The sequence below is a fragment of the Paraburkholderia sp. OAS925 genome (assembly GCF_040543975.1).
GTDB classification, from domain to species: Bacteria; Pseudomonadota; Gammaproteobacteria; order Burkholderiales; family Burkholderiaceae; genus Paraburkholderia; species Paraburkholderia graminis.
The window spans coordinates 295,565-310,680 of sequence record NZ_JBEUNO010000001.1 but is presented as its reverse complement, the minus strand read 5'-3'; the positions used below and the strand labels follow the sequence as shown (position 1 = coordinate 310,680).

Sequence of the window (15,116 nt, the reverse complement as noted above, 5' to 3'; positions counted from 1 at the left end):
AATTACGCGGTTTTGGAACAGATACAGCAAGGAAACGGCACTTTTTGCTGATCCGGCCTCGCTGAGAAGCCCGAAACCCAGTGTGGACGGGGCTTTGACGTTGGTTTTTGCCAACGCTCGGCGCGTCTATTTCGCCGCCCGGCGAGCCGCGCGCGCTGGCGGTAACGTTGGACCCGCTTCTCGGGGCCTCACTTTGCGTCGCGCATGACCGATCCGCTGATCCCAGCCGTCCTCTCGTTCCGGGACAACGGCACGCCTTTTTCGCCTCTCTACGACGACATCTATCACAGCGCCGTCGGCGGTCTCGAGCAGGCCGACCATGTTTTCTTGCGCGGCAATGCGCTGCCCGAGCGCTGGCAAGGCCGGCGCATTTTCACGGTGCTGGAGACGGGCTTCGGCATGGGCATCAACTTCCTCACGACGTGGGCCGCCTGGCGCGCCGACCCGTCGCGTTGCGAGCGGCTCCATTTCGTCTCGACGGAAAAGCATCCGTTCGCGCTCGCCGATCTGCGCCGCGCGTACGCCGCGACCATTGCCGATCCGTCGATTGCCGCGCTCGCCGACACGCTCGCGAACGACTGGCCGATGCTCGTGCCGGGCACGCATCGGCTGGAATTCGAGGACGGGCGCGTGGTTCTCACACTCGTTTTCGGCGACGCAGAGCAGAGCTTGCCGAATCTCAGGCTGCGCGCGGACGCGTTTTACCTCGACGGCTTCTCGCCGGCCAAAAATCCGGAGCTTTGGACGCTCGCCATCTTCAAGTCGCTTGCGCGGCTCGCGGACGACGGCGCGACCTTCGCCACTTACACGAGCGCCGGCGACATCAAGCGGGCGCTGACTCAATGCGGCTTCGAGTATCGGAAGGTCGAAGGTTTCGGCTGGAAGCGCGCGATGCTGGTCGGCCGCTTCGCGCCTCGCTGGCGCGTGCGCCGTCATGAGCCGCCCTCGCCACTCGGACCACTCGGAGCGCTCGGATCGCTCGGACCGCTCACGCCTCGCGAACGGCATGCGGTCGTGATCGGCGGCGGTCTCGCGGGATGCGCGATGGTCGAGCGGCTCGCCGCGCGCGGCTGGCGCGTGACTTTGCTGGAGCGGCATGCGTCGGTCGCGCAAGACGCGTCGGGCAATCCGGCCGGCGTATTCCACCCGATGATCTCGCGCGACGACAGCGTCGCGTCGCGCGTCACGCGCGCCGGCTTTTTATACGCGCTAAGACGCTGGACGGCGCTCGAACGGCTCGGCCACGCGCCGCTGCGCGGCGGCTCGGGTCTGCTGCAAATCGCCGAAAACGCCGACGAAGCCCACGCGATGAGCGAAGCCATCGCCGCGCTGCGCTATCCGCCGGAATTCGTCACGCCGGTCTCCGCCGACGACGCGCAAAAACTCGCCGGTACACCGCTCGCGCGCGGCGGCTGGTTCTTCCCGCACGGCGGCTGGATCGACCCGGCCTCGCTTTGCGCCGCGCAATGCGCCGCCGCCGGTGATTTGCTCGAGCGGCGCTTCGGCGTCGAAGCCGCGCGTCTCGAGCGCTCGGGCGATCAGTGGCTGGTATTCGACGCGGCCGGCGACGTGCTCGCGCGTGCGCCGGTCGTGATCGTCGCCAACGCTCACGACGCGGCGCGCATTGCCGGTTTGCGTCACGCGCCGACTCGCAGCATCCGCGGCCAGCTCACTTTGCTGCCGCCGGGCGCGGCGCCGTCGCTGGAGTTGCCGGTGATTGGCGAAGGTTATGCGATACCGCTGCCCGGCGGCGTCACGCTGACGGGCGCGACTTACGAACTCGACGACGCTCAAACGTCGCTTCGTCCTGCCGGTCATCTGGAAAACATCGAGCGCGTCGCGCAGATGCTGCCCGCGTTCGTGAGCGTTGTCGGGCGCGGCGATGCCGCGGCATCGGGTCATGCGCTGACCGGCCGCGTCGCATTCCGCTGCGTGACAAGCGACCGCATGCCGATGATCGGCAACCTCGCCGACGAAGCGCTCGCCGCACACAACGCGCAACGCCTGCGCGGTGCGTGGCCGCTCGATCTGCCGCGCGTCGACGGTCTCTACAGCGCCTTTGCCTACGGCTCGCGCGGTCTCGTGTGGGCGGCGCTTGGCGCGGAACTGATCGCGTCGCAGATCGAAGGCGAGCCGTTGCCGCTCGAACGCGATCTCGCCGAAGACATCGACCCTGCGCGCTTCCTGCTGCGCACTTTGCGGCAAGGCGGCGTCATCAGTTAACTCTTGGCGGTGCGCAGCGCGGTTATCCACCGCAAATTGTGGATAACCACGTTGTTTACTAGCGCAACTCATGTGGAACCGTTGTGGACGTAAACGGGGTAACTCGAGCGCCGTCGAATTTCGCGGAAAGTTACCCGCGACTACCCGGCGTCGCCGCACATGCTGTGCATCCGGTTATGAAGTCTGCAATCCGCTGATTCGCTTCGGTAAACCGGGGTTATCCACAGAAAAGCGGGCTGCTTGTTAACTGCTACTACGTATACATACAGTAAACACGTAAACAGCAAGGCCCGAGCTGGACCGTGCGCCACCGCACAGATCGGGCGACGCATTCAACCCGTGTGCTAGCGGCTGTCCTGAAAAGCACACGTAGATGGTGCAGACTCCATCGACGGGTACTGGAACAAGCCAGCAATCCAGGCGTCGCGAGCTTCAAAACGGTCGCTTTTTCCACATCTCGCGAAGATGAAGTACTTTCTTACCGTTTTGCCTGCATGTTCGTGTCTTTTCGGTCGAAGCTAAAAAAGCTATGGCACAATCGCCGTTCTTTTCCGCGTGGTGCCTGGCCCCCTGCGGTACCCGCTGCAATGGAACGGTCCCGTTCAATCAGAATCTGATTCAACGTCGACGGCGTTCTTTCACCGTGCCGAGCCGGTTGCTACGGCCGCACCCCTGAATGCGCCGAGCTCCCTGCGACTGCGGCGCGTTCGAATCATCCGATCGTTGAAAACCCGCAACGCGGATCACGCGAAGCGATTGCGACAGTGGCCCGCGTCTTGCGCCCACCCGCTCGCCGGTGTTCGCGCCGGCTCATGCTGGTTCATGTGATCTGCCGTTGCTGCAAAGGAGAACCCATAACGATGAATTCGGCGTTTTCATTTTTTCCAGCCTGGCCGCTTTCACCCGACGCCATTTTTTGGGCTGGTCTCGCCTTGCTCGCCGCGGGCTTGTGCGGCGAGTTGTGCTATCGCGCGTGGCGCTTGCCGCGTATTTCGGGCTATGCGGTCATCGGTCTGATTGCCGGCGCGGCTGGCTCGGGCGTGATCGATGCCGAATCGGCGAAAGCCGCGCGGCCCTTGCTCGACGTTGCGCTCGGCTTGCTGCTGTTCGAACTCGGCAGCCGGCTCGATCTGCGCTGGATCCGTCGTAATCCGTGGCTCGTGATGTCGAGCGTCGCGGAAGCCACTTTGACTTTCGCCCTCGTTTTGCCCGTGCTGCTGTTTTTGAACGTGCCGCTGATGGTCGCAACCGTGCTGGCCGCCATCGCGATGGCGACTTCGCCGGCCATGGTGATTCAGCTCAAGACCGAGCTTCGCGCCGAAGGCCAGGTCACGCAGCGTCTGTTGACGCTGACCGCGTTGAACAGCATGTATGCGGTCGTGATCGAAAAGCTCGTGTCGAGCTGGCTGCATCAGGAAGCGTACGGCAATGTTTTCGCGACCATTCTGCAGCCGCTTTATCTGCTGGTCGGCTCGCTCGTGCTCGCCTATCTGCTCGCGCGCACCTGCACGTTCTTTTATCGCCGGCTCAACATGCAGGACGAGCATTCGTTCGTTGCGCTATTCGGCCTGATTCTGGTGGCCATCGCGGTCGCGCATCTGTTCAAGCTGTCGACCATTCTCGCGCTGCTCGCCGCCGGCATCATCGTGAAGAATCTGGAGGCTCGGCCGCAGTTGTGGCCGCGGCATTTCGGCACGGCCGGCTGGCTTCTCACTGTGATTCTGTTCGTGCTGACGCTCACTTCGTTTGAATGGAAAGACATTGCGCTCGGCGGCGTTGCGGCGCTGGGCCTGATTGTTGCGCGGCTCGTCGCGAAACTCGTCGGCGTGCTTGCGTTTGCAAAGCCGAGCGGTCTGGACTGGAAACAGGGCATGGCGCTCGGTTTGTCGCTCTCGCCGATGTCGGCGCTGGCTTATCTGCTCGTCGACGATACGTACAACCTGTATCCAAATTTCGATCCGCAATTGCGGGCGATCATGATGTGTTCGATTGTCGTGCTGCAGATTCTCGGGCCGTGGCTCGTTTATCGCAGCCTCGCGCTGGTCGCCGAGCGGCGCGAAGAGTAAGCGGTTAAGCGGTCATAAGCGACCGTGAGCGCTCCGCGCTGCAAGCCACACGTTATTCAAATTTATTCGCTTCAAAAAACGGCCGGGCTTCCGACAACCGTCCGGCCGACCTCACTCAGGGGACGCCATGTCACTCGAACCCTTCATCGATTCGAAGCCGTTCACTTTCGGTGTCGAACTCGAGATGCAGATCGTCAATACGCACGACTATGATCTGACCAAAGCCGGCTCCGATCTGCTGCGCCTCGTCAAGGATCAAAAGATCCCCGGCAACATCACGCCGGAAATCACCGAGAGCATGATCGAGCTGTCCACCGGCATTTGCACGAACCACGAACAGGCACTCGCCGATCTGCGCAAGATTCGCGACACGCTCGTTTCCGCGGCCCGATCATCTGAACGTCGGCCTGTGCGGCGGCGGCACGCACGCTTTCCAGCAATGGAGCGAACGGCAGATCGTGGATACGCCGCGCTTTCAGTATCTTTCCGAACTGTACGGTTATCTTGCGAAGCAGTTCACCGTATTCGGCCAGCATGTGCACATCGGCTGCCCCGATCCGGACAGCGCGCTGTTCCTGCTGCATTCCATGTCGCGCTTCATTCCGCATTTCATTGCGTTGTCCGCATCGTCGCCGTTCGTGCAGGGCGTGGACACCGGCTTTCATTCGGCACGCCTGAATTCCGTGTTCGCGTTTCCGCTATCGGGCCGCGCGCCGTTCGTGCTGACGTGGGACAGCTTCGAGGAATATTTCTCGAAGATGGTCCATACGGGCGTGGTCAACAGCATGAAGGATTTTTACTGGGACATCCGGCCGAAGCCGGGCTTCGGCACCATCGAAGTACGCGTGATGGATACGCCGCTTTCCGTCGATCGCGCCGCGGCGATTGCCTGCTACATCCAGACGCTTGCGCGCCATCTGCTGCTCGACAAGCCGATCACGCCGCACGAAGACGACTACCTCGTCTACACGTTCAACCGCTTCGAGGCATGCCGTTTCGGTCTTGCCGGAACCTGCATCAATCCGCAGACAGGCGAACGCAAGACGATTTCGGAAGACATTCTGGAGACGCTCGACCTCATCGCGCCGCACGGCGACGCGTTGGGCTCGGGCCATGCGCTTGCCGAAATCGGCGCGATTGCGCGCGGTCAGATCAACGATGCAACGTGGCTAAGAGGCGTCGTCGAACAGGAAAAGTCACTGCATGAGGCTGTCCGGCAACAGTGTCTGAAGTGGCGAGCGTGATCGGCCGAACGGTGTCGCTTGTGTTCAACAGTAAGAAAACCCGCCTGCGCGGGTTTTTTTTCGTCGTTAAAATTTTCCAGTTCGGGGCCCTTAAGGTTTTTCCAATAAGTACGTATACAAACGTAGTAGTAGTTAACAAGCATCGCCGCCGACTGTGGACAACTGAATAATTCCCTGCAAAGTCAAGGCGCTGCGTAAACCATAAGTAGGCCGGTGAGCAGTGCGTGGCCGGCGGTAAACGAGGACAACTTAAGGACTCACAAGTGGACGCGGGTGCTTATCAAGAATCGGCGCACATGTCATCCCTGATGTTGTCCCACGGTTATCCACAGATTGCATTGGATAACTTAGCTGTACGATTCGCCGCTCTCGCATAGAATGTCGTCTTAACCGCTTCGGCTTGCAAGGCGGTGAATTTTTGAGATAGTTAGAGACCGTCTCGTCCTGTTTTGGGCGGGGCTACCCCACACAGGCTACGGGCGTTCCCGGCAACAACGGCCGGCACCGCACAAAAGCTGTAAATAAACCAATCGAAGATTATGAGCGAAGGCGTATACGGAGAACAGGCAACCGGGCGAGTCACCCACAGCCTCTTGCGACTGAGCACGGCGATGCGAAGCCAGGCTTGGGAATGGGCGGAAGGCGCGGGCCTCACGCCCACGCAGGGCGAAATCCTGGTTTTGCTGATGCAACGAAAGGGGCCGATGCGGCTCGGGGAAATCGCGCGCGAAACGGCACTGACCGCCGCGACCACCAGCGACGCGGTCAGTACGCTCGAGACCAAGGGACTGGTCGAAAAGCGCCGCGCTCTCGATGACGGCCGCGCGCTCGCCGTTCGTCTGACCACTCGCGGCCGCACGGCTGCGAAGCGCGCCGCGCAATGGCCTGACTTTCTGGCCAAGGCTGTGGGCACGTTGCGCGACGACGAGCAGGCCCTGTTCTATCGCACGCTGCTCAAGACGGTTCATCAACTGGAAGCGCAGGGCAACATTCCGCCGCACCGCATGTGCCTGAGCTGCACGCATTTCGAGCCGAGCAAGAATCCGAAGAAAACGCCGCATCATTGCGCGCTGCTCGATCTGAACATGGCGGATACGGATCTGCGTCTGGATTGCGCCGTGCATGAAACCGCCGACGTCGCCACGCAGAAAAAGACCTGGAAGATCTTCGCCCAGTAAGGCGACTGCTTCGCTGCCAATCCGCTACACTGCAACCGGCAACAGCAGGCGGCGTTTGCCGCCTGCCTGCTTTCTCGGTGCCGCGCAGCGGCAGTCTGCAGTCAATCTGAAGGTGACAGGCTGATGAATCAGGAAGTTCTGGCCATTCGCCACGTGCACTTCGAGGATCTGGGCAGTCTCGAACTCGTGCTCGGCGAACGCGGGCGGCCCGTGCGTTATCTCGATGTCGGCTTTGCCCGCATCGAGGCGCCGAACCCGGTCACGTCATCGTTGATGGTGGTGCTCGGCGGCCCGATCAGCGCCACCGACGACGCGCGCTATCCCACGCTCGTGCCGCTGCTTTCGATGATCGAAAAACGCATCGAAGCAGGGCTTCCCACACTCGGCATTTGTCTCGGCGCGCAACTGATCGCGCGTGCGCTCGGCGCGCGGGTCTATCCCGCGGGCCATACCGAGCTCGGCTGGGAACCGCTTACGCTGACGGAGGCCGGCCGCGCATCGCCGGTGCGTCATCTGGATGGCGCGCATACGTCCATGCTGCATTGGCATGGCGATACCTTCGACCTTCCCGCGAACGCGACGCGTCTCGCATCCACGAGCGCGTGTGAAAACCAGGCGTTCACGTGGGGCAGCCATGTGCTCGCGTTGCAATGTCATCCCGAGATCCGCACGGATCGCTTCGAGCCCTGGCTGATCGGTAATGCGGGCGAACTTGTGGAGCACGGAATCGACGCGCGTCAATTGCGCGCCGAGACCGCGCAGTTCGGCCCGGCTCTCGAGGCCGCAGCTTGCCGTATGTTCGGCGAATGGCTCGATCAGGTGCAAGCGCAGCCCTAAGCGAGCGCTTCAGCGGCGGCCGCAAGTGGCCTGCCTGCAGCAAATGACCCGCGGTGCTATCCTCGTTCGCTCTCGGTTTTCTACTGGGCGGTGATCCATGAGCGCGCTATTTTCTCCACTCACGCTGCGTAGCGTGACGCTTCCGAATCGCATCGTCGTGTCGCCGATGTGCCAGTATTCCGCCGAACGCGGCGAAGCCACCGCGTGGCACATGATTCACCTCGGCAGTCTCGCGTTGTCCGGCGCCGGCATGTTGTGCATCGAGGCGACGGCTGTCGAACCGGACGGCCGCATCACGCCCGGCGATCTCGGCTTGTGGGACGACGCGACCGAAGCCGCGCTCACGCCCGTGCTTGCCGCGATCCGCAAGCACTCGCACATCAATGTGACGATGCAGTTGTCGCATGCCGGACGCAAGGCGTCGAGTCATGCGCCGTGGGAAGGCGGCCAGCTGATTCCGGTCTCGCAGGGCGGCTGGTTGCCGCATGCGCCGTCGGCGTTGCCGCACAAAGCGGGCGAAGAGCCGCCGCTCGCGCTCGACACGCCTGGCCTGAATCGCATCCGCGAAGCATTCGCCGCGTCCGCGCGGCGCGCCGCGCGTCTCGGCATCGACGCACTCGAAGTGCATGCCGCACACGGCTATTTGCTGCATCAGTTTCTTTCGCCGCTCGCCAATCAACGGGATGACGACTACGGCGGTTCGCTCGAAAACCGCATGCGTTTTCCGCTCGAGATCTTCGACATCGTGCGCGCGTCTTTTCCCGCCGACAAACCGGTCGGCGTGCGTGTGTCCGCAACGGATTGGGTCGACGGCGGCTGGTCGCTGGAAGACACCATCGCGTTCGCACACGAATTGAAAAAGCGCGGTTGCGACTGGATCGACGTATCGTCCGGCGGCGTCTCGCCGTTGCAGAAGATTCCGCTCGAGCCGGGCTATCAGATTCCATTCGCCAAGGCCGTCAAACAGGCGACGGGGCTCACGACCATCGGCGTCGGACTCATCACCGATCCGTTTCACGCGGAGCAACTGATCGAACAGGGCGACGCCGATCTGATCGCGCTGGCTCGTGCGCTGCTATACAACCCGCGCTGGCCGTGGCACGCCGCTGCGCAACTCGGCGCGACGGTCGAAGCGCCGCCGCAGTACTGGCGCTCGCAACCGCGCGATCAGAAGGCGCTGTTCGGCGAGATTTCATTCGGACAAAGATGAGGCGGCTCATGCGTGACGCACGATCGCATGAGGTCCACGTTTTTGACGGTTGAACGAAGCCGTCTTCAGCGTGTAGGATGCCGGTTGTGGCGCGTGAGCGTCGCAGGTCGACGCGGCGCTCGCAGGGCGCCGCGTTTGCTATGAGCGCCAGAAAAAATCAGCGCGTCAGACGCGAGCTTTTCCGACGGCTGCCGGACTTCATCCCCAGTTCTTCACAAGGATTCATTCAATGAGTTCACGCAGGATCGCCGTGCGTCGTTCCGGTGTGCACGGCAAAGGCGTGTTTGCGCTCGAACCGATTGCGGCCGGCGAGCGGCTAATCGAATACAAGGGCGAGCGGATTTCCTGGAAAGAAGCGTTGCGCCGTCATCCGCATAATCCTGACGAACCGAATCACACGTTCTACTTTGCGCTCGATAGCGGCAAGGTGATCGACGGCAAGGTGAGCGGCAACAGCGCACGCTGGATCAACCACTCGTGCGCGCCGAACTGCGAAGCGGAAGAGATCGACGGTCACGTGTACGTGCATGCACTGCGCGACATCGCCGAGGGCGAGGAGATCTTCTACGATTACGGTCTCGTGATCGACGCGCGTCAGACGAAGAAGCTCAAGAAGGAATACGAATGCCGCTGCGGCTCGCGCAAATGCCGCGGCACGATGCTCGCGCCGACCGAGAAGGACAAGGCCGCGGCTAAAGCGGCGAAGCCGGCCAAGGCTGCGAAAACCGCTAAGTCGGCTAAGTCCGCGAAGCCGGCCAGCTCGGCCAAGAAGGCCAAGAAAAAGTAACGCGCGAGCTGCGCGGTTCGTCGTGCGAATGACGCCCGCGCAGCGCGAAGACCTAAGTTACCGCTACAGATCGACCGGCGCCGAGTGCGCCGGTTTTTTTTCGTGGTCTTGCGCGTCGTCGCTGGCGTGTGCCGGCCGCGCCGTTTCCACGATCGGAATACGCACGATGAAACGCGCTCCGCCTTCGGGCGCGTCTTCGTAATGCACGCTGCCGTGATGCAGCGCCATGATGTCGTGAACGATCGCGAGACCGAGACCGGCGCCGCCGTCCACGCCGTCATCGCTCTGACCGTCGCCGCGGAAAAACCGCTTGAACAGGTCGGCTTGCTGCGTGTGAGGCACGCCCGCGCCATTGTCTTCGACGACGATCTCGGCCATGCGCACGTCGTCGATCACGGTTTGCGACACCGTGACCGTAATGCGCCCACCGTCGAAGCGCGAAGGCGGCACGTACTTCAGCGCGTTATCCAGCAGATTCGCGATCACTTCGTGCAGCAGCACCGGATTGCCGCGCGCGATCAACGGATGATCGTTGGCCGGATCATCGAGCCGCTGAAAACCCAGGTCGATGTGCGAGGCCAACGCGCGCGGCACCCATTCCGCGCCGGTATCGAACGCGAGCGCGGCCATATCGACATTGACGAAGCGCGCGGCCTGCTCGGCCGGTTCCGCGCGCGCAAGAGACAGCAACTGATTCGACAGACGCACCGCGCGATCGGCCGCCGCACGCAGCTCGCGCACGGCGGCGAGCGTTTGTTGCGGATCGCGCGCGACAGCCGCCTGCTCCGCGTGCAGCTTGACGGCCGTGAGCGGCGTGCGAAGTTGATGCGCGGCATCGGCGATGAATTTGCGTTGCCCGTCGAGCGCGGTCTTGAGACGGCCGAGCAGCGCATTGACGGCGCCGGTCAGCGGCCGGATTTCGACGGGGACATAGGTCTCGTCGACCGGTTCGAGCGACGTGTGCGTCTGCCGGTTCAACGAGTCCGCGAGATCGGTCAGCGGATTGAGCTGCTGATTCACCACTCGCCACACGATCACCCAGCCCGCGAGCAGCAGCAGCAACAGCGGCATCATGATCGCCACGAGAAATTCCGCGGCGATGCGAAAGCGGTGATGCACCGGCTGCCCGACCTCGACGACGATCGGATTGCCCACCGGCTGATCGACCCTCACCTGCGCGACGCGCACGGTCACGCCTTGATGCTGCGTTTCGAACACATACGCGTAATGCATGCGCCGAACGCTGGTGCCTTGCAACGGCAGCGTTTCATCGCCGGCAATTTCGGTTTCGCCATCGCTGATTCGATAGACGAGATGCTCGACCGGATCGGAAAACATCGCTTGCGCGAGCGGCGGCACGGTAATGGGCGCTTCGGGGCCCGCAATCTGAATCTGCTTGGAGATGGCGGTCGCGAGGTCCGCAAGCGAGCGATCGACCACGTGCTGCGTGTACTGCCACGCGAGCCAATAGGCGATCAGGCCGCTCATCAGCGCGAGCAGCGAAAGCGGAGCAGCTAGGCGCCGCAGCAGCGTGCGGCGCAGACTATTGGCGGCCGGCTGGGGCATGATCGAACGCGTGGGAAGAGGGCAGGCGCGAGGCGCCATGAAGTTTCACCGGACGCCGGCGACTCGCGCACGCAGTGCGCCGCGCCGGCCCGGCGCCGTCAGGCCGCAACAGAGTGGCGGCCTTCACGACGATTATGCGGCCTGACGGATTTCCTGCAACAGGTAACCGAAGCCGCGCACCGTAACGATTTCGACGCGGCAGCTCTCGAGCTTTTTGCGCACGCGGTGCACATAGACTTCGATCGCGGTGTCGCCGAGATCGCCGCCGAAATGCGTGAGGTGGTCTTGCAGTTGCGCCTTGCTGACCACGCGGCCGTGGCGCAGCAGCAGCATTTCGAGCACGGCGAATTCGCGCGGCGACAGTTCGAGCGGCTTGTCGTCGTTGAAAATGCGCCGATCCACGCCCGACAGACGCACGCCGCCCAGCGACACTTCCGGACGCGGCATGTCGCCGTGCGGACCGCTGCGGCGCATCACTGCGCGAATGCGCGCTTCGAGCTCGGTCGGCTCGAACGGCTTGAGCATGTAGTCGTCCGCGCCGGAATTCAGGCCCTGGACGCGGTCGTTCAGTTCGTCGCGCGCGGTGAGGATGATCACCGGCGTATGGCGATTGCTCTGACGGAAACGCGCGAGCAGCGTCATGCCGTCGATGCCCGGCAAGCCGAGGTCGAGAATCACCAGTTCGTGACGGTTTTGGGTGAGAGCCTGTTCGGCGAAAATGCCGTCGTGGACCATGTCGACGGTGAAGCCGGCTTGTTCGAGGCTGCTTTGGATGCCGCGTGCGATGGGGCGGTCATCTTCGATCAGAAGGAGTCGCATGGATCTCGCTCAATTACAATGGGTTTAGGCGTTCGGGCAAGCGGTTCGCCGGGGCGCCTGCTTTACAGATCTGCTACGCGGACCGCGGTGTGTGCTCATGCCGGATCGGCCCAAGCCACCAAGCAGTCAACCACGCAGTCATCGAGCAGCGCGCTCGCGCCCTCCGGGTAATCGAAGCCATGTCCGAGATCAGCATTCAGGAACTCGAAGCCGCGATCAACTTCTGGCGCGCCCGCTCACCTTCGAGCGGAGACGAACTCGTTCTGTGCAAGGAGGCAAGCGCGCTCTCCAAGCCGTATGCGCTCCTGATTGTACAGCGTCGGAACACGCTATCGCGGGATCGTTTGGACGCCAATGCACGCCAGGCGTGGGATTCTTACGTGCGCCTTAAAAATAGCCTGTAGAACTGAAGGTTTTCGTCCGCGGTTGCCTGCAAAGGCCTTTCAGTACGACGAATTCTGCGTGTTGGCCGCGTTGCGCGTGTGTGCCGTGATCGTCTCGATAAAGTGCGCCAGTTCGATATCGCGCTTCGTCAGTCCATTTGCTTCATGCGTCGACAGCGTGATCTGCACCTTGTTGTACACGTTGAACCATTCGGGATGGTGATCCATTTCCTGCGCTTTGATTGCGACACGCGTCATGAAGCCGAAGGCTTCGTTGAAATCGGCGAACTCGAACTGCCGCTGGATCGCATCGCGGTCGGTCGCGGGTTGCCAGCCGTGCAAGCGGGCGAGTTCGGCGGTGCGTTCTTCGGAACTCAGTTTGTGGATCATCGGGTCACCTCGTGTGCTCGGTTTGCGTCGCCATGCCGACGCTTTCGTTTATTTTTCCACGGATGCGGCGGGCTCGCTGAGAGGTGGGGCGGCGGCATGCAGCGGCCCGTCGGATGAGCGGGCGTTGGGCGTATCGTCGGGATCACATGCAATAATCCCGCATTGAACGGCTATTTAATGCGGAATTGCACCATGCTAGACCTCGACCACTTCGACCTCGCGCTGCTGGACGTGCTTCAGCGCTTCGGCCGCGCGACTCATCAGCAGCTTGCCGAGCAAGTGCCGCTGTCGCCGTCGCAGATCGGGCGGCGCTTGCAGCGGCTGGAACAGATCGGCGTGGTGGACGGCTATCGCGTCGTGCTGCGGCCGGAAAAGCTCGGCCTGGGCGTGACGGCCTTTACGAGCCTCAAGCTCAAGCATCACGGCGATTCGATCATCGAGCAGTTTCAGCAGCAGATCGACGCGTTGCCCGAAGTGCTGGAATGTCACGCGGTGGTGGGCGACGCCGACTATCTGCTGCGCATCGTCGCGCCCGACCTGAATTACCTGTCCACGTTCGTGATGAAAAAGCTGATGCGCGTGCCCGGCGTGGACAGCGTGCGCTCGAACATCGTGCTCACGACGTTCAAGCGCAACGGGCCGTTGCCGCTTGCGCATCTGTCGCCGGGAACGGCTGCGGCGTGAGCCGCGCTCGAGCGGCGATACGCGCGTTTTATGCGGCCTGCTTCGGCTCGCCGCCGGGGCTCGTCAGCAGATCGACATAAGCCACCGCCACCAGATCCGATTCCGGCACGCCGAGACTCGCGAACATCGCATGCGCTTCCGCGTGACCGTCTTCCTCGTTATCGTCTTGCGCGAGGACCACTTCCAGCTCGACGAAATCGCCGAGGCCATCGACGCGGTCCAGATGAATGCGCGTGCGCCCCGCCAGATACACATGCCGTTCCTTGGTGACGATGCCGCGCGTGGTCAGCGCCGTGGCAAGCAGCGAGTGCATCGCTTCGGGGTTCGTCACGGGACTGCGTGTGTAGTACGACGCCTTCGGACCGTCGCGGTCGTCGCGCCGGTAGAAGATCAGTTCGGCGGGCGTGCCGTCGTCGAACTGGCGCAGCTTCAGACGTCCGCGCGGCACGTCGTAGAAGAAATCCTGCTGGCGGAAGATCAGCGGCGCGTCCGGCGCAAGCTGCGCCGCGCGTTCGCGCAGCTGTTCGAAATGCTGGGCGCGGGCTTTGATTTCGATGTTGCGTGCCATGTCAGGCTCCTGTCGGGAATAGGGTGGTAAGCGGCTTCGTCGTGAGTGGGGCGAAGCTGCCGGGAAGACAGAGTCGGTCGGAACGGGAAAGCAGGGACAGCACGAAGGGCCGGCGCATGCGCGAACCGTCAATCTAACAAAAACTCCGTGACGCCGCGGTTTCAGTCGGACTCGATTACTTTGCGGGAGTGCCCGCGCGCTGTCATGAGAACCGCTCATATCGCGGCGGTCCAATACCGGACCCAAGTTCAGGCGGTTTTCACGTCGTCCACTGCAGTTCGATCAGCTTCAACGCGGCGGCTATCGCAGGCTCGTCCTTGCGCTCGGCCAGCGTGATAAAGCTCAGTTGCGTCGGCACCGTAATGCCTTCGACGATGGTCAGCGCATGCGCGTGAGCCTCGGCGATCGCAATCGCGTCGCGCGCGAGCGTGAGGCCCACGCCCGACTTGACGAGATCGAGCATCGACGGCTCCTGGTCCACTTCGGCCACCTTCACCGGCTTGACGCCCGCCTCGCCGAACGCTCGGGACAGCAGCCGGTTATGCGCCGACGCGGGCGGCGTCCAGATCCACGGAAACGCGGCGAGCGAACGCCAGTCGCGCGCGCCTTTGACGCGGTCTTTCCAGCCGGCCGGCGCGAGCACGCGGTACTGGAAGTGCGTGAGCGTCAGTGTATGGAACGCGGAACCGTCGCGTGGATCGTCGTCGGACGGCACGCCGATGTAGTAGCCGACGTCCAGCTCGCCTGCGCGAACCTGGTCGAGCACCCAGCCCGACATGCCGTGCCGCAAAGCCGTCTCGATGTGCGGCCACGTCTCCACCAGTTGCTTCAGAAAGCCGCCGAGCCGCAGGAACTCCGGATCGAGGATCGTGCCGATGCGCAAGCGCCCGCGCACTTCCTGACGCAGCGATTGCGCGGCGCGCTGCACGTCGCTGGCCGCGGTCAATGCACGTTCGGCATGTGGCAGCAGCGCCTGGCCGTCGCGCGTGAGCGAGAGCCCGTGCGAGGTCCGCGTGAACAGCGCGACGCCGAGCGTCTCCTGCAAATGCTTGATTTGCAGACTGACAGCCGGCTGCGTGAGATGCAGTTGCACGGCGGCACGCGTGAGATTGCCCTCGCGTGCCACAGTGACGAACGCGCGTAGCAGAGTGAGATCCATCC

General features: G+C 62.9%; 13 protein-coding genes and 1 pseudogene. 9 read left to right on the top strand and 5 right to left on the bottom strand.

Going from position 1 to position 15,116, the window contains the following annotated elements:
• The first annotated feature begins 204 nt into the window (after positions 1–204).
• The 7 genes and pseudogenes from mnmC (at position 205) to ABIE53_RS01365 (ending at position 9,545) form a co-directional block, all read left to right on the top strand.
• Complete coding sequence (gene mnmC / locus ABIE53_RS01395; protein ID WP_006050812.1) at positions 205–2,223, top strand: bifunctional tRNA (5-methylaminomethyl-2-thiouridine)(34)-methyltransferase MnmC2/FAD-dependent 5-carboxymethylaminomethyl-2-thiouridine(34) oxidoreductase MnmC1; 2,019 nt, start codon at positions 205–207, stop codon at positions 2,221–2,223.
• A gap of 860 nt (positions 2,224–3,083) precedes the next feature.
• Positions 3,084–4,289 carry a cation:proton antiporter gene (locus ABIE53_RS01390; RefSeq protein WP_029971201.1) on the top strand — a complete coding sequence of 402 codons (1,206 nt, stop codon included), beginning with the start codon at positions 3,084–3,086 and terminating at the stop codon, positions 4,287–4,289.
• Positions 4,290–4,416: 127 nt separating this feature from the next.
• A pseudogene (locus ABIE53_RS01385) lies at positions 4,417–5,533 on the top strand (YbdK family carboxylate-amine ligase).
• A gap of 539 nt (positions 5,534–6,072) precedes the next feature.
• The gene (locus ABIE53_RS01380; protein WP_006050815.1) at positions 6,073–6,711 is read left to right on the top strand and encodes a MarR family winged helix-turn-helix transcriptional regulator; all 639 of its coding nucleotides are present in this window, start codon (positions 6,073–6,075) and stop codon (positions 6,709–6,711) included.
• Positions 6,712–6,834: 123 nt separating this feature from the next.
• On the top strand, positions 6,835–7,548 hold the full coding sequence (locus ABIE53_RS01375; protein WP_006050816.1) for a glutamine amidotransferase: 714 nt from the start codon (positions 6,835–6,837) through the stop codon (positions 7,546–7,548).
• A gap of 97 nt (positions 7,549–7,645) precedes the next feature.
• Entirely contained in the window at positions 7,646–8,758 is a 1,113-nt protein-coding gene (locus tag ABIE53_RS01370; protein WP_029971203.1) for an NADH:flavin oxidoreductase/NADH oxidase, read from the top strand.
• Between the two features lie 229 nt (positions 8,759–8,987).
• Positions 8,988–9,545, top strand: coding sequence for an SET domain-containing protein (locus tag ABIE53_RS01365; protein ID WP_029971204.1), 558 nt, complete (start codon positions 8,988–8,990; stop codon positions 9,543–9,545).
• Positions 9,546–9,608: 63 nt separating this feature from the next.
• Here the strand turns inward: ABIE53_RS01365 and ABIE53_RS01360 are convergent, their stop codons facing one another.
• Both ABIE53_RS01360 and ABIE53_RS01355 read right to left on the bottom strand, forming a co-directional pair.
• Positions 9,609–11,111 (bottom strand): sensor histidine kinase, encoded by a 1,503-nt coding sequence (locus tag ABIE53_RS01360; protein ID WP_171800247.1) that lies wholly within the window; start codon positions 11,109–11,111, stop codon positions 9,609–9,611.
• Between the two features lie 132 nt (positions 11,112–11,243).
• The gene (locus tag ABIE53_RS01355; protein ID WP_006050820.1) at positions 11,244–11,930 is read right to left on the bottom strand and encodes a response regulator; all 687 of its coding nucleotides are present in this window, start codon (positions 11,928–11,930) and stop codon (positions 11,244–11,246) included.
• Positions 11,931–12,109: 179 nt separating this feature from the next.
• On the opposite strand from ABIE53_RS01355, the gene ABIE53_RS01350 reads away from it, so the two are divergent.
• Complete coding sequence (locus ABIE53_RS01350) at positions 12,110–12,334, top strand: DUF3717 domain-containing protein (RefSeq protein WP_006050821.1); 225 nt, start codon at positions 12,110–12,112, stop codon at positions 12,332–12,334.
• A gap of 39 nt (positions 12,335–12,373) precedes the next feature.
• On the opposite strand, the gene ABIE53_RS01345 is transcribed toward ABIE53_RS01350, so the two are convergent.
• On the bottom strand, positions 12,374–12,703 hold the full coding sequence (locus ABIE53_RS01345) for a 4a-hydroxytetrahydrobiopterin dehydratase (protein ID WP_006050822.1): 330 nt from the start codon (positions 12,701–12,703) through the stop codon (positions 12,374–12,376).
• A 192-nt stretch (positions 12,704–12,895) separates the two neighbouring features.
• Here ABIE53_RS01345 and ABIE53_RS01340 point away from each other — a divergent pair, with 192 nt between their 5' ends.
• Positions 12,896–13,387 (top strand): Lrp/AsnC family transcriptional regulator, encoded by a 492-nt coding sequence (locus ABIE53_RS01340; protein WP_006050823.1) that lies wholly within the window; start codon positions 12,896–12,898, stop codon positions 13,385–13,387.
• 28 nt (positions 13,388–13,415) lie between these two features.
• Here ABIE53_RS01340 and ABIE53_RS01335 read toward each other — a convergent pair whose 3' ends face one another.
• Both ABIE53_RS01335 and ABIE53_RS01330 read right to left on the bottom strand, forming a co-directional pair.
• Complete coding sequence (locus ABIE53_RS01335; protein ID WP_006050824.1) at positions 13,416–13,955, bottom strand: class IV adenylate cyclase; 540 nt, start codon at positions 13,953–13,955, stop codon at positions 13,416–13,418.
• A 259-nt stretch (positions 13,956–14,214) separates the two neighbouring features.
• The gene (locus ABIE53_RS01330) at positions 14,215–15,114 is read right to left on the bottom strand and encodes a LysR family transcriptional regulator (RefSeq protein WP_114156629.1); all 900 of its coding nucleotides are present in this window, start codon (positions 15,112–15,114) and stop codon (positions 14,215–14,217) included.
• Positions 15,115–15,116: the final 2 nt, after the last annotated feature.